At 68.2% G+C, this 14,393-nt stretch carries 15 protein-coding genes; 11 read left to right on the top strand and 4 right to left on the bottom strand.

All coding sequences use genetic code 11. The features are described 5' to 3' along the window. A partial coding sequence (locus tag H623_RS21300) for a helix-turn-helix domain-containing protein (protein ID WP_245558830.1) occupies positions 1-197 on the bottom strand: 197 nt, incomplete at its 3' end. A gap of 319 nt (positions 198-516) precedes the next feature. Between H623_RS21300 and H623_RS0100420 the strand changes: the two genes are divergently transcribed. Further along, positions 517-1,365 carry a carbon-nitrogen hydrolase family protein gene (locus H623_RS0100420; RefSeq protein WP_022898980.1) on the top strand — a complete coding sequence of 283 codons (849 nt, stop codon included), beginning with the start codon at positions 517-519 and terminating at the stop codon, positions 1,363-1,365. A gap of 94 nt (positions 1,366-1,459) precedes the next feature. Here H623_RS0100420 and H623_RS0100415 read toward each other — a convergent pair whose 3' ends face one another. Further along, a complete protein-coding gene (locus tag H623_RS0100415; protein WP_022898979.1) occupies positions 1,460-2,659 on the bottom strand; it encodes a pyridoxal phosphate-dependent aminotransferase in 1,200 nt (399 codons plus the stop codon). Between the two features lie 504 nt (positions 2,660-3,163). On the opposite strand from H623_RS0100415, the gene H623_RS0100410 reads away from it, so the two are divergent. From H623_RS0100410 to H623_RS16965, 7 genes are all read left to right on the top strand, one after another. Then, positions 3,164-3,721, top strand: a complete 558-nt coding sequence (locus tag H623_RS0100410) for a hypothetical protein (protein WP_157560843.1) — start codon at positions 3,164-3,166, stop codon at positions 3,719-3,721. A gap of 50 nt (positions 3,722-3,771) precedes the next feature. After that, on the top strand, positions 3,772-4,476 hold the full coding sequence (locus tag H623_RS0100405; protein WP_022898977.1) for a PKD domain-containing protein: 705 nt from the start codon (positions 3,772-3,774) through the stop codon (positions 4,474-4,476). 155 nt (positions 4,477-4,631) lie between these two features. Beyond that, the gene (locus tag H623_RS16970) at positions 4,632-6,650 is read left to right on the top strand and encodes a trypsin-like peptidase domain-containing protein (RefSeq protein ID WP_022898976.1); all 2,019 of its coding nucleotides are present in this window, start codon (positions 4,632-4,634) and stop codon (positions 6,648-6,650) included. A gap of 150 nt (positions 6,651-6,800) precedes the next feature. Continuing rightward, positions 6,801-7,874: a glycosyltransferase family 2 protein gene (locus H623_RS0100395; RefSeq protein ID WP_022898975.1), complete on the top strand. Its 1,074-nt coding sequence runs from the start codon at positions 6,801-6,803 to the stop codon at positions 7,872-7,874. Position 7,875: 1 nt separating this feature from the next. Further along, complete coding sequence (locus tag H623_RS0100390; protein WP_022898974.1) at positions 7,876-8,685, top strand: CDP-alcohol phosphatidyltransferase family protein; 810 nt, start codon at positions 7,876-7,878, stop codon at positions 8,683-8,685. Further along, positions 8,682-9,596 (top strand): glycosyltransferase family 2 protein, encoded by a 915-nt coding sequence (locus H623_RS0100385; RefSeq protein ID WP_022898973.1) that lies wholly within the window; start codon positions 8,682-8,684, stop codon positions 9,594-9,596. The genes H623_RS0100390 and H623_RS0100385 overlap by 4 nt, the downstream gene beginning before the upstream one ends. 89 nt (positions 9,597-9,685) lie before the next feature. Beyond that, a complete protein-coding gene (locus H623_RS16965) occupies positions 9,686-10,984 on the top strand; it encodes a CDP-glycerol glycerophosphotransferase family protein (RefSeq protein ID WP_022898972.1) in 1,299 nt (432 codons plus the stop codon). Here the strand turns inward: H623_RS16965 and H623_RS16960 are convergent. After that, positions 10,974-11,837 carry a hypothetical protein gene (locus tag H623_RS16960; protein WP_022898971.1) on the bottom strand — a complete coding sequence of 288 codons (864 nt, stop codon included), beginning with the start codon at positions 11,835-11,837 and terminating at the stop codon, positions 10,974-10,976. The genes H623_RS16965 and H623_RS16960 overlap by 11 nt on opposite strands. A gap of 104 nt (positions 11,838-11,941) precedes the next feature. On the opposite strand from H623_RS16960, the gene H623_RS20780 reads away from it, so the two are divergent. From H623_RS20780 to H623_RS16950, 3 genes are all read left to right on the top strand, one after another. Then, positions 11,942-12,544: a tetratricopeptide repeat protein gene (locus H623_RS20780; protein WP_157560842.1), complete on the top strand. Its 603-nt coding sequence runs from the start codon at positions 11,942-11,944 to the stop codon at positions 12,542-12,544. Positions 12,545-12,822: 278 nt separating this feature from the next. Further along, positions 12,823-13,467, top strand: a complete 645-nt coding sequence (locus tag H623_RS0100365) for a hypothetical protein (RefSeq protein WP_022898969.1) — start codon at positions 12,823-12,825, stop codon at positions 13,465-13,467. 175 nt (positions 13,468-13,642) lie between these two features. Next, positions 13,643-13,939, top strand: coding sequence for a helix-turn-helix domain-containing protein (locus H623_RS16950; protein WP_022898968.1), 297 nt, complete (start codon positions 13,643-13,645; stop codon positions 13,937-13,939). 69 nt (positions 13,940-14,008) lie between these two features. On the opposite strand, the gene H623_RS0100355 is transcribed toward H623_RS16950, so the two are convergent. Beyond that, positions 14,009-14,314: a hypothetical protein gene (locus H623_RS0100355; protein ID WP_022898967.1), complete on the bottom strand. Its 306-nt coding sequence runs from the start codon at positions 14,312-14,314 to the stop codon at positions 14,009-14,011. Between the last annotated feature and the right edge of the window lie 79 nt (positions 14,315-14,393).

The following is a 14,393-nucleotide window of genomic DNA, read 5'->3' as shown; positions in this document are numbered from 1 at the left end:
TCCACGACCGCCGGCGAGGTCGCGTTCGGTGAGGTGACGGGACGTCGGGAATGCGGCTGAAACGCGCTCTCACCCTCGAGCCGATATCGGGCCACCAGTTTGGACACCCAACTCTGCGATACCCCGTAACGACGGGCGGCCTCCGACTGCGAAATACCGGACAGAACGGCACTAATCACGAGACGCTGCTTGGTCATGCCCCAGCGTCAGTCGCCCAGCTACTCCCACCTCCGCAGACACGGTATTCCAATGACGCGAGACACCCATTCCGATGACGCGAGACACCCATTCCGATGTCCTGAACCAGGACACTGTCCCCGCAACGAAAAAAGAGAAGGCGTCCCGTGAGGGGCGCCTTCTTCTTTTGCGTTCGGGTCAAGGCTTTGGGGCTTATCGGCCAGAAAGAGGGACTTATCGGCCAGACCGCGTTGATGGGTATGGGGTGCATGTATAAACCGACGAGGGCACGTTCACGCACCGGTTCACTCCGGCCGCGCCCGTTCTAGGCTGAACGGCATGGCGAGCATCCCTTCGGCCGATCCCTCGGCGCAGCCCGGCACATCCAGTGTCGGCGTCGCCGTCGCGCAGTTCGCGCCCACCGACAACACGGAGCAGAACCTCGCCGTCATCCGCGACCTCGCCACGGTGGCAGCGGGCCGAGGCGCGCGCATCGTCGTGTTTCCCGAGTACGCCTCGTACTTCGCCGACCCCGTCGATCTGCGGTTCGTCGATCACGCCGAACCGCTCGACGGCCGGTTCACCGCAGCCCTCGTAGGCCTTGCTGACGAGCTCGACGTCGCGATCGTGGCGGGATTCGCCGAGCGCGTGGATGTTCCCGACCACTTCTCGAACACGGTGGTCGCGGTCGTGCCGGGTGCAGGCATCCAGGCGGCCTATCGCAAGCAGCACCTCTACGACGCGTTCGGCGCGAGAGAGTCCGAGGTCGTGGTGCCGGGCCCACTGACCCCGCCCCAGCATTTCACCGTGGATGCCCTCACCTTCGGCCTACAGACCTGTTACGACCTGCGCTTCCCCGAGATCACGCGCACCATCGTGGATGCAGGCGCCGACGTCGTCCTCGTCCCGAGCGAGTGGGTGCGGGGCCCGCTCAAGGAACAGCACTGGCGCACCCTGATCACGGCTCGGGCCATCGAGAACACGGTCTTCGTCGCCGCGGCGGACCACACCGGGCCTATCGGTGTCGCCTCCAGCCTGCTGGTCGACCCGATGGGAGTCGTACTCGCGGATGCCGGCGAGCAGCCCGGCGTCGGCCTCGCCTGGCTCGATCGCTCGCGACTCGATCAGGTGCGTGCCGTCAACCCGGCACTGGCTCTTCGGCGCTACGCGGTGGTGCCGCAGCGCTGACGGCCGGTCGCACCCCTCGCAGGTCGGCGCGGTGATTCCGGCGTCATGATCGAGCGCGTTCCCGACGAGCCGGGCCTGTCGTGCTGCCTCGCCGTCACCCGAGTCGAGCGAGCTGCGCCGCCGCACGCTCGAGCACATCCACCCGCTTGCAGTACGCGAACCGCACCAGTGAGGCGGCCTCGTCCTTCAACACGGGTCCGCAGAACGCCGAGATCGGCACGGCGACCACGCCCGCCATCAGCGGGAGCTCGCGACAGAACGCGACGGCATCCGGGTAGCCGAGCGGGGCAGCATCCGCCACCACGAAGTATGACCCGTGCGCGTCGAACACGTCGAAGCCCGCACGCTCGAGGCCGCCGGAGAGCAGGTCGCGCTTCGCCGCCAGTGTGGCGGCAGCCTCGGTGAAGAAGCTGTCGGGCATCCGCAGTCCGGCCGCGATGGCCGGCTGGAACGGCGCGCCGTTCACATAGGTGAGGAACTGCTTCACGGCGGTGATGGCGGTCACGAGCTCGTGCGGCGCGACCAGCCAGCCGATCTTCCAACCTGTCGTGTTGAACGTTTTGCCGCCGGAGGAGATCGTGACGGTGCGATCGCGTGCGCCCGAAAGGGTGGCGATCGGAATGTGCGGCTTGTCGAATGTGAGGTGCTCGTACACCTCGTCGGTCACGATGATCGCGTCGTGCTCGTGCGCGAGTTCCACGATCGTCTCGAGCGTCTCGCGGCCGAACGCCGCGCCCGTAGGGTTGTGCGGATCGTTCACCAGGATGACGCGCGTCCGGTCGGTCACGGCTGCTCGCAGCTCGTCGAGATCCGGTTCGAAGCCGGGCGCCCGCAACGGCACGGTGCGATGGATGCCGCCGGCCAGCGCGATCGTCGCCCCGTACGAGTCGTAGAACGGCTCGAAGGTCACCACTTCGTCGCCGTTCTCGACGAGGGCGAGCATCGTCGCGGCGATCGCCTCCGTCGCACCGGCAGTCACCAGCACCTCCCGGTCGGGATCGACGGAGAGGCCGTAGAAGCGCGCTTGATGCTCGGCGATCGCCTCGCGCAGCACGGGCGCTCCCATCCCCGGCGAATACTGGTTCACACCGTCATGGATGCTCCGCACCGCCGCCTCGAGAACCTCCGCTGGCCCGTCTTCGTCCGGGAATCCCTGCCCGAGGTTGATCGCACCGGTGCGCGCCGCGAGGGCGCTCATCTCCGCGAAGATCGTCGCGGCCACCGAACCGTCGTCGCCCAACAGGCCGGCGCCGCGTGCTGCTCGCTGCCAGGGTCCCGATACCAGCTGGTTCATCTCGACTCCGTCTCGCCCTGGCCGCAACGCCGAGGGGAAGTGATCGCGCTCATCACGGCGGCGCGGGCCTGAACCGCGCCATCTCCGGGCGCGGCTGCGTCCCGAGCTCCACGGTCACCCTAGCGCCGGCGCCCGGAGGGCTGGCCCGTGCTGTCCCGTGCTCGCCGGCGCCCGGAGGGCTGGCCCGTGCTGGCCCGTGCTCGCCGGCGCCCGCCGTGCTCGCCCGTGCACGCCGGCACTTGCGTGGGGATTCTCAGCTCGCGACCTCTTGCGCCGGTACCCCTGTCCCTCTGCAGGTGTTCATATTTCAGGCCGGCGGCCGTGCGACCGAGCAGTCTCGCCGTGAATCTGGGCCGCCCGCGGTCGCGCCCGCCCTGGCCTCCTGAGTTGTGAACCGAAGCCGAGGCACATCAGTCGCGCGCCGCGGCTACTGCCTCCCTCTTCTGGCGCCTGCCCTGTGGAGAACTCCGGCGCGAGGGCCCGAGGTGTCCTACGGTGGTGGCCATGCCGCTTCGCCGATGGATGCTCGTGCCCGCCCTGGCCGCGTCCCTCGCCCTGCCGCTTTCCGGTTGCACGCCCACGACGCCGAAGCCGACCCCGACGAAGTCCGCGTCTCACGCCCCGCTCTTCTCGTCGGACGAGGAGGCGCTCGCCGCGGCGACGAAGGCATATGCGGCGTACCAGGCGGTCACCGACGAAGTACTCCATGACGGAGGAGAGTCGCCTTTCCGGTACCGAAAAGTTGCCGCGGGCAGCGCGCTCAGAGACGCGCTCACTGGCGCAAAGGATATGCGCGAGAGTGGTCTTCACACGGTTGGTAAGACCACGTTTGACTCAGCAAAGCTTCAATCACGCTCGCGGTTGGCGAAGACCCGCGTGCAGTTCTACGTTTGCGATGACGTCAGCGGGACGGACCTAGTTGACGCATCTGATGTATCTCAGGTGACGAACCCGAAGAACCGGCGGACTCCTTGGGAAGTTGAAATTCAGTTCAGCACCCGATCACATGGCCTGGTCTACGTGCGCGACTTTTGGTCAGGTGATGACTTCTGCGCCCAATAGTCTTAGCGATAGTCCTTCTAAGTCCCGTATCGATCGTGCACGCAGCAGGTATGGACAATTGTGGGCCTGTTGGGCAGTATGCGGGCACTTGCACCTCCTCCGGCTCCATCGCCGGCGACCATGTCGACGTCGGTGCCGAGACGGGCGGGAGCGGCGGCTCGCAGGCATCCGAGGGCCGCGACGGAAGCAGCGAGGACGACGCGACGTCGCCTGCCGGCAACGGCTGCCGACCCGACGTCGTGTGCGGGCTGACGGCGAACCTCGTGTTTCCGGACTTGTCGCTGTCCGACCTCGCGTCCTTCTATCCGTCGAAGCCGTCGGTGAGCGCGGAACCGAACGGGTGGGCCGTCATCGGGCTGGACACGAACTTCTTCTCCGACGCGAAGACGCACACGGCCTCCGGCACGCTGCTCGGGCAGAGCGCGAGCGTGCGCTTCAGTCCCGTGGGATTCCACTGGGAATACGGCGACGGCGGCAAGGCCACGACCACGAGCGCGGGCAGCAGCTGGCAGGCGCTCGGCGTCCCCGAGTTCAGCCGCACAGCCACCAGCCACGTCTATTCGACTGAAGGGTCTTATTCGGTGAGCCTCACGGTGTCGTACTCGGCCCAGTACCGTGTCGCGTCCGGCCCCTGGCTCGACGTGCCCGGTACTCTGACGCTGTCCGCACCGACGTTCACAGTGCTCGCCTCCGACGCGAAGACCGTGCTCGTTCAGCGCGATTGCCTGCTCGACCCGGGCGGTCCCGGCTGCTGAACCGCCGTGACGGATGAGGCGACTCGTCGGTCCAGCAAGCCTGCGAGCATCCATCATTCAGTGTCCATGGAATTGTTCTAGACGGTTCACAGACTTCCCATAAACCATGCCCAGCACGATGGCCGATGCTTGAAGTGCTTGGAAGGAGCACGACCATGACCGACACACCGAAGGACCCCGCGGAGACGCAGGAGCCGGCGCCCCACCAGACCGCCGCGCAGGGCTCGGTTGCCGACGCCGCGCAGCCCGCCGATGGCGAGAACATCACGCCCAGCGCCGAAGGCGACAACACCATGCCGCGCGCCGAGTTCGACGCCGTTCGCGAGGCGCACGCACCCCAGACCTCTCCCGGCTCCACTCGGGCCGCACAGGATGCCGCACCGCGGCCCGCCGACGCGTCCTCCGACACCGACGCCGCGGCATCCGCGCCCGCCCAGCCAGCGCAGCCTGCGGCCGGCCAGCCCTCAGCGCCGCAGCCGATGACGGTGCACCCGACGATCGAACAGCCCACCGTGCCGGCGCCGGCCGCGGAGCAGGCGGCGCCACAGTCGCCCGCTGCATACCCGTCGTATCCCGTCGCGAATCCGCAGGCTGCGACGAACCAGACCCAGCCCACCGAGCAGCTGCCCCCGTACGGCGCCTCCGCTCCGTCACAGCCCGCACCGGGAGCGCAGAACCCGTACGCCGCGCAGCAGGGCGGCTACCAGTACAACCAGAATGCGTACGGTCAGCAAGGCGGCTACCAGTACTCGGGCCAGCACGCCGCACCGCAGCAGCCTGCTGCACATCCCGGCCCCGCGGGCGCTCAGGCGAGCGGCCAGCACGTCGGTGACCCGCAGACCGGTGCGTTCGGCCAACCGGCCTACGCGGGCCAGCAGTACGCGCAGCAGCCGGGCCAGCCCGGTCAGCCCGGCGGTCCGGCCCGTCCCGCGAAGCAGAAGGACGGCAAGGGCAACCGTGCAGGACTCCTCGTGACCGGATTCGTGCTCGCCGGACTCCTCGGCGGGGGTGTCGGCGCGGGAGTGGTCGGCATCTACGCCGCGAACTCCAACAACGCGGCGCCCGTCACCTCCAGCGGCGCCACGAATGTCACGGTGAACGATCCGAAGACCGCCACCGCCGTCACGGCGATCGCGTCGAAGGTCAGCCCGAGCGTCGTCACCATCAACGTGACGGCAAGCAGTGAGGCAGGCACCGGATCCGGCGTCGTCCTCAGCTCCGACGGTTACGTGCTGACGAACACGCACGTGGTGACGCTCGACGGCGAGACCGGCGCGGGGAGCATCTCGGTCACCACGAACGACGGCAAGATCTACAAGGCCAAGGTGGTCGGCACCGATCCGATTCTCGACCTCGCGGTGATCAAGCTTCAGAACGCCAGCGGGCTGACGAAGGCCACGTTCGGAGACTCCGACAAGGTGAACGTCGGCGACACCACCGTCGCGATCGGCGCTCCGCTCGGTCTCTCCGGCACCGTGACCAACGGCATCGTGAGCTCGCTGAACCGAAGCATCCAGATCGCCTCGTCGGCCGCCCCCGACCAGGACCAGCAGGACAACGGCGACGACAGCAACCCGTACAACTTCTGGAACTTCGACAACGGAGACGGCAGTGGCGGCGATAGCGGTGGAAACAACTCCTCGTCGAGCCAGAGCACGATCTCGCTCCCGGTAATCCAGACGGATGCCGCCATCAACCCCGGCAACTCCGGCGGACCGCTCATCAACGGCAAGGGCCAGATCATCGGCATCAACGTCGCCATTGCGAGCGCGAGCTCCTCGAGCGACTCGAGTGACCAGTCGGGCAGCATCGGCGTCGGCTTCGCGATCCCGTCGAACGTGGCGCAGCGCGTCGCGAACGACATCATCCAGGACGGCAAGGCCACCAGCGGCCTGCTCGGCGCGACGGTGACCGACTCGACGGCCGACAGCGACGCCACCACGGTGGGTGCCCTCATCAAGTCGGTGACCTCCGGAGGAGCGGCAGCGAAGGCAGGGCTGAAGGCGGGCGACATTGTCACCAACTTCGACGGCAAGCCGATCACGAACGCGACCGACCTCACCGCTCAGGTGCGAGCGCTCGCGGGCGGCGCCGACGCGAAGCTGACCTACCAGCGCGACGGCAAGACCGAGCAGGTCTCCGTCACACTGGGCACGCTCTCCAGCGACGACTGATCTGACGTTCCGCACCGCGACGCTCGACGCGCGTGCCGGCATCCTGTCCCAGCACGGGCCTCGGATGCCGGCACGCGCGTTCGTGCGTGCGCCATGGGTCGGCCGATCGCGCGCTGATAGGCTGAGCCGACGGTTCGACGAGCGGATGTGATGGGCGAATCCAGCAGTACAGGTGCCACCGGCGCCGGCAGTGACGGCGCGCTTCCCGGTGTCTCCTACGTCATGCCGGTGCTGAACGAGGCGCCGTATGTGCGTGCCGCGGTCGAGCGCCTCCTCGCGCAGGACTACCGCGGTCCGTCCGACATCACGCTCGCGGTCGCGCCGAGCAACGACGGCACCGAGCAGGTACTGGCACAGCTGGCACGGGAACACCCCAACGTGCGCGTGGTGCCCAACCCGGCGGCATCCACGTCGGCCGGACTGAACGCCGCCATCCGGGCATCCGCGTACCCGATCGTCATTCGAGTGGATGCCCACTCTCTGCTTCCGCGCGACTACGCCAGCATCGCGGTCGACACGCTGCAGCGCACCGGAGCCGACAACGTCGGCGGACTCATGGATGCCCGCGGCACGACCCCCTTCGAGAAGGCCGTCGCACGCGCCTACGGTTCGCGCGTCGGACTCGGCGGCACCCAGCACCATGTCGGCGGCAAGGAGGGTCCGGCGCAGACCGCCTATCTCGGATCATTCCGGCGCGACCGGCTCGAGGCGGTCGGCCTGTTCGACGAGCGAGTGCGCCGGGGACAGGACTGGGAGCTCAATCGTCGGCTGCGCGCCGCGGGAGGCACGGTGTGGTTCACCCCGCGACTGGTGGTCACCTACCAGCCGCGGTCGAGCATCCGTTCGCTCGTCAACCAGTTCTTCGCCACCGGCATGTGGCGCGGTGAGCTCGTTCGGCGGTTCCCCTCGGCCAACTCGCTTCGGTACTTCGCGCCGCCGGTACTCGTGGTGCTGCTGATCGCCACCGTGATCCTCGGTCTGATCGGCCTCGCCGGGCTGATCATCGGCGCGTCGTTGGGCTGGCTGATCCTGGCGTTCGCCTTCCCTGTGCTCTATCTGCTCTTCGTCGTGATCGCCGCGCTCACGGCCGGCAGCAGGGACGGGTTCGCCGCTATGCTGCGGTTCATCGTGGTCGTGCCGACGATCCATGTGAGCTGGGGCGTCGGTTTCATCGGTGGATTCTTCGAGCTGTCGCACGACCTGCACAGCCGATCGGGGAGGTAGCGTGTCGGCTCCGGATTCGTATCGCCGGCCCGAGTCGATCGCGCAACTCCGCGAGGTGACCCAGCCGCCCGAGGTGCGTCAGCGCCGCAACGCCGAGCACTGGACGGCGCACCTCTACCTGCGCGACGTCTCGCCCTACCTCACCTGGAATCTGCTCAAGACGCGCATCAGCGCCAACGGCGTGACCGCGTTCATGATCCTGACCGGGTGGGCCACGGCGGCCGCCCTGCTCATCCCCGGAATCTGGGGGGCCGCGCTGGCCGTCGTGCTCGGCCAACTCCAGATGCTGTTCGACTGCTGCGATGGCGAGGTGGCCCGCTGGCGGCACAGCTCGTCGCCCGCGGGCCATTTCTTGGATGCCGTCGGCCACTACACGACGGAGACCCTGATCGCGATCGTGATCGGCCTGCGCGCCGCAGCGTGGCCGATTCAGTCGCCTGCCGACTACCTCTGGACGACACTGGGCTTCGCGCTCGCCGTCGTGCTCGTGCTGAACAAGGCGCTGAACGATCTGACGCGCGTTGCGCGCGCGTACGCCGGGCTGCCCAAGCTGGGGAATGCCGAAGCGGATGCCGTGCCCCAGCAACATCTCATCGCGCTCGCTCGCCGCGTGGTCAAGTTCTTCCCGTTCCACCGCATGTTCCACTCCGTGGAACTCACGCTCGTCACGTTCGCCGTCGCGATCATCGCCCTGTTCACCGGGACGCCCGGCACGGAGCGCGTGTACCTGGTCGTGCTGCTCGCCTTCGCGATTGTGGGACTCATCGGCCATTTCGTCGCGATCATGAGTTCGCGGCGCCTGCGCGCATGAGCGCCGCGAGGGCACCCGGGGTTGCCGGAACCAACCGGAGGGGCGCCGTTCCCACGGTCGGGGTCGTGGTGCTGACGCAGGGAACGCGACCCGAGGAGCTCGGGCGGGCACTGGCATCCGTGCTGGCACAGCGGGCCGTGCAGGTGGATGTCGTCTGCGTCGGCAACGGCTGGGAGCCCACCGGGCTGCCCGACGGCGTCAGGGCGCTCGCGCTGAGCGAGAACCTCGGCATTCCCGCCGGACGCAACGCCGGTGTTCCGCACACCACGGGGGAGTACCTGTTCTTCCTCGATGACGACGAGTACGTCCCCTCCGAGACGTTCCTTGCGGATGCCATCGCCCGCTTCGACGCGGACGCGTCGCTCGGCGTGCTCCAGCCGCGCGTGCGCACGATCGATGACTCCCCGGCGCCGCGGCGCTGGGTTCCCCGGCTGCGCAAGGGGGACCCGGCCCGGTCCAGCGCGGTGTTCGCGCTCATCGAGGGAGCGGTCGTGATGCCGCGGGCGGTATTCGAGGCCGCAGACGGCTGGGCCGCGCCGTTCTTCTACGCGCACGAGGGCATCGAGCTCGCGTGGCGGGTGTGGGATCAGGGCAAGCGCGCCTGGTACGCGGGCGATCTCGAAGCGCGGCATCCGAACGTTCCGACCACGCGGCACGCCGACTTCTACTGGCGCAACGCCCGCAATCGGGTGTGGCTGGCCAGGCGGAACCTTCCGGCGGTGTTCATCCCGCTCTACGTGGGTGCCTGGACCGGGGTGCACGTGCTGCGGGGCGCGAAGTCGCCGCGAACGCTGCGACCGTGGTTCGCAGGCTGGGCGGCCGGATGGCGCGAACACCCGGGGAAGCGACGTCCCATCAGGTGGCGCACGGTGTGGCGGATGACCCTGGCCGGCCGGCCACCCGTCATCTGACGTCGGCGCACCTGTGAAGCCCGACACCGTCGAGCGCAGGCATAGGGCATTCAGAGAATCCTGGGTCACCCACCAATATCCTGGTGCTCATGGGTCTGTTGCATGACGCGCGTTCCGGCGTGCGGCTGGTGAAGAACGCCTTCGTGCAGAGAAGGGCCAGAGCCGCTCTCGCGGCCAGACTCGCACAGGCCCCGGAACTCGAGCCGGGCACCTTCAAGATCGGCGTCTACTTCGCCGACAGCAAGGTGAACATGTACCAGATTCGGCAGTGGTACAAACCGCTGGTCGAGCTCAGCAAGACGTGGCCGGTGGTGATTCTCTCGAGATCTCCGGTGGGGGCATCCACGTTGCTCGACGAGTCGCCGCTGCCGGTGGCCTACGTGCGCACCGTGGTCGATCTGGAGAACACGATCGCCCAACAGGACCTGCGTGTGATCTTCTACGTGAATCAGAACACGCGCAACTTCCAGATGATGCGCTACGGCCGTCGCTGGCACGTGTTCATCAACCACGGCGAGTCCGACAAGATGTACATGACCACGAACCAGTTCAAGGCGTACGACTACGCCCTGGTGGCCGGAGACGCGGCGATCGCGCGCCTGAGCAAGGTGCTGTGGGACTACGACTTCGACAAGCGCGCCATCAAGATCGGGCGACCGCAGGCCGATCACTACTCGGGTGAGCTGCCCTACACGCCCGACGAGCGCACTGTGGTGCTCTACGCGCCGACGTGGGAGGGCGATCGCGCCGCGGCGGCGTACGGGTCGGTCGCTTCTCACGGCGTCGCGCTCGTGGAGGCGCTGCTCGCCACCGGGCGCCACCGGGTGATCTACCGTCCGCACCCGCGCTCCGGCGTGGTGGACGCCGAGTACCGAGACGCGAACAAGCACATCATCGAGGCGCTCGAGGCGGCGAATGCGGCCGACCCGTCTGCACACCACGTGTACGACGACGGTCCCGAGCTCGGTTGGCAGCTCTCGGCGCCCGACATGGCGATCGTGGACATCTCCGCGATGGTCTACGACCGGCTCGCGGCGGGCAAGCCGCTGCTCATCACTCACCCCGTGCATCCCGAGGCGGAGATCGATCGGGGCGGATACCTGTCGGCGTGCGAGTGGCTATACGCCGCCGACGCCGGGCGCATCGTCGAGACGATCGACGCGCTCGCGCACGACGAGGCGGCTGCCGAGCGGTTGCGGTTCTGGGTTCAGCGGTACTTCGGTGACACGACGCCGGGGGCGACGACGCGCCGGTTCCACGACGCGGTGCAGCACCTCATGGACGAGTGGGAGCGGTTCGCGGCTCTTCACGCCACCGACGACGTGACGCTCGAGCACGGTGACGGCACCGACGTCGCGGACGATCCCGACGCGCTGCTCAGCGACTGAGCGCGCCTTCCGGCTCGATCATCGCCTCGTCGGCGGATTGCGACGCAGTCGGCAGCGTCGCGCTCGGCAGTGAGCCGGCTGGCACTGACGCTTTCGGCGGAGAGTCGACGGGCGGCAGTGAGGCGGGGAAGACGTCCGGCGTCGCACCGAATGCGCTGCGCGCCGTGTGCACGACTCGGGATGCCGTGATGCGGTTGCCCACGCCGCCCACGACCGCGCCGACCCCGAACGGCAGTGCCTTGGCGAGAATGCCCTCGGTCCCCTTCGTCGCCAGACGCTTCGCGAACGCGCTTTGCAGTCGTTGCACGAGCGGACCGACGACGACGCGCGGGATGCTGCTGGAGACGACCTGACGCCAGTACAGTTCTCGGGTCACCTCGGTCTCGGTCATCTCGAGACCCCACTGGCGAACGAGCGTTGACCCTTCTTTGCCGAGCATGAGAGCGAGCACGAGCGCTCGCGCGCGATCCGGGTCGTCGACGGGCAGCCCATGGAGCTCGGCGATGGACTGCGCGTAGAGCGCGGTGGCCTCCAAGAACGTCGCGGTCTCCACGGCCGAGAGGGCGAGCGTGGCGATCGTCCCGACCGAAGGGACGACGGCCGTAGCGCCGACGGCGGCACCGCTCGCGGTCACGGCGAGCAGATAGCGGCGACCGACGAGGTAGGCGACCTCGTCGGGGGATGCGTCGGGGTGACGTTTCTGGATGCTGCGCAGGTGCGCGAGCACCACCGGGCGTTGCACCGCGAGGGCGCGATCGATCCCGCGATTGATCAGCGCAGGGATCGGCACGCCTCGCGACGTACTGGTGCCCGTGACGCCGACGAGCGGCTTGACCTTCTTCGAGCGAACCATGCGACCGAGTCTACGGACGCGTGCATGCCGACGGCCGCACACACGAGTCGATGATCCGACCCCGCACCTGCGTGGCCGGTGCGTCGCTCTCGTATGCTGTCGGGGTGGCCCGCCTGATCACCCAGAACGACTTCGACAACGCCCGTGACCGCGCGCACAACGGCGAGGACATCGCGATCGCCGAGACGCTGCGCTCGTGGGCCACCGACGCAGCCAGCTTCACTCTGGCGGACGACGTCTCGCGTGCTGCAGTGCTCGTGGAAGCGGGGGAGAACTTCGGCTACGCGGGAGACCACGCCGAGGCGTTGCGCATGTACGAGGCGGCTCGTGACGACGGCGGAGCCGCCTACGTGGATCCACGGGCGCTGATGGTCCAGGCGCTGTACCAGGGTGGGCACACGGATGCCGCGCTCGAGCTCGCCGACGCCTTACGCAAGGGAGCGCCGCAGCTGGTGAACACGTTCTTGGTTCTCGGCGGCTTCTTCGAGCTGGTCGACGAGTTCCGGCAGGCTCAGCGCTGGTACTCCATGGGCATCCGTGCCATGGACAGCGGCAACGTGCCCGGCGCGGAGTCGCAGTACGAGTCGATGCTGATCGGCCGGGCTCGGGTGCGCAGCGAACTCGGAATGCCGCGCGATGCGCTCGACGACGCTGCCGTCGCCATCGTCGACACATACGGCGCGCAGGGCCGGAACGTTCCCGAATAGAGGACGACCCCACATCGCGCTGCTGCTTCACGACTGCGCGCTGCTACGACACGAAGCCCAGCGCCGGAGGCTCTAGGTGGAGTCGCCGGGGAACACGCGGCTGAGCGTCTGTCACGGTGACCACCCTTCTATCGTGCCGTCTGAAAGCCCAGGATGCCAGAGCGCGACGCCGCCGAACGGCGACGGTGGAGCATCCGGGGACAACGTGGCCGAAGGTCGGGATGTGCACGGAGAGACGGGCGGCGCGACCGGCATCCTTGGTCTTCTACGATCGAGGGATGCCCCGCACCATCACCGCAGACGATCTCGCCGAGCTCGAGCGCTCGCGCCCCGCTCAGGGCCAGTCGCGCGAAAACAATCTCTCTGCACGCGTGCAGACCTTGCTCGAGTGGGCGTATGACGCCGAGACGGAGTTCGACGGTGTCTCACGCGCAGACCTGCTGGGTGCGGCCGCCGCGGGCTGTCTTGCACTCGACGATGCTCCGCGCGCGCTGGAGCTCGCGCGAGCGGCGAAGTCCGAAGGCGGTTCGGATGCCCTCGCCGCCATCCCCGATATCGTCACCGCTCTTCTTCTGCTCGAGCGCACGGAGGAGGCGCGGGCGGAGGTGGGCGAGGCTCGCGCGCTCGTCCGCAGTGACCCCGAGGCGTTCCGCTGGATCGTGCTGGAGCGCATCGGTGAGGAGCTGGCCTATTTCGGATTGCTCGAGGATGCCGAGCGCTGGTTCACGCTGTGCGTGCGCCAGTCCGAACGTGGTGACGTCGACGACCTCGCGGCGGATCGCGCGCTGACATTCCGCTGGGCGGTGCGTCGCCGGGCGGGAAAGCCGGTCGACGGTCTCGATGGGGAGGCGGAGTCGGCGGCCGCCGCACGCGGCTGGACCAATCCCGATCCGTTGGTCTTCCGCGAGGATGAGGACGAGTAAACCGTTCTCAACGGCGTACCTGGATGCGCCGTTCTGGCGTTCTCGAAGAGCTCGCGGGCGCGTTCTCGAGCGGCTCCCGCGATGGCGTTGTTCACTTGGGCGACGGTGGAGACGCCAATCGACCGGGCACAAACACTCTGGACCCATACGCTGTGTCGCTCTTAGACAAGACAGCATGGTCGAGCCGTTCTCCCGCGCCGCCGGCGTGGTCGGAGAGCGGCTTCGCAGCATCCGCACCGAACTGGGTCTGAGCCAGGAAGAAGTGGCGTTCCTGGCGGACATCCACCCGACGAACTACGGCAAGATCGAGCGCGGCCGTGCCAATCCGAGTCTGAGCACCGTGATCCGCATCGCCACAGCTCTCGACACGGATGCCGGCGAACTCATCGCGGGCCTCACGCTCGCGGATCTTCCGGGGCGTCATCGCCATTACACGGCGAAGGACTTCATCCGCGAGCGCGACGGTCGCTGATCGGTGGCCGCCCGTGGCGCATCTACCCGGCGGCGCGTCGGGTCGGGAAGCTTCGCTGAGCCCTCCGGATCAGAAGCTCGCCCGCCACAGGTACTCGTCGCCGTTCGCGCGGTGCCAGCGCACGACGAGCACGGTCGCTCGGGCGAGATCATGTCCGTGAATGCGGATCTCGGTTTCCTGCCTTGGCGCGAGCGTGATGGGTGCTTGCACCGGCATGCTGCCGGCGCCGAGCAGGGCGAAACGCACGCCCGTGAGTGTTTCGAGGCTCGCGTTGCGCAGTCGGTATCGGGGAGCGCCGCTGCGATCGAAGACGAACGGTACGGGGTAGGCGGGAGTCGGCTCTGGGCGCGTGTCGTCGGGTCGGGTTGTCGTCATGCAGGCAGGTTAGGAGGGGCGTCCGACGGCACGAGCATCACGGTGGAGAGCGACCGATCGTGGCCCGCGGGGGACGACG

The organism is Humibacter albus DSM 18994 (genome assembly GCF_000421825.1).
In the GTDB taxonomy this organism is placed as follows: Bacteria; Actinomycetota; Actinomycetes; order Actinomycetales; family Microbacteriaceae; genus Humibacter; species Humibacter albus.
Note: the sequence above shows the minus strand (reverse complement) of the source record. Positions and strands in the feature narration are given on the sequence as shown.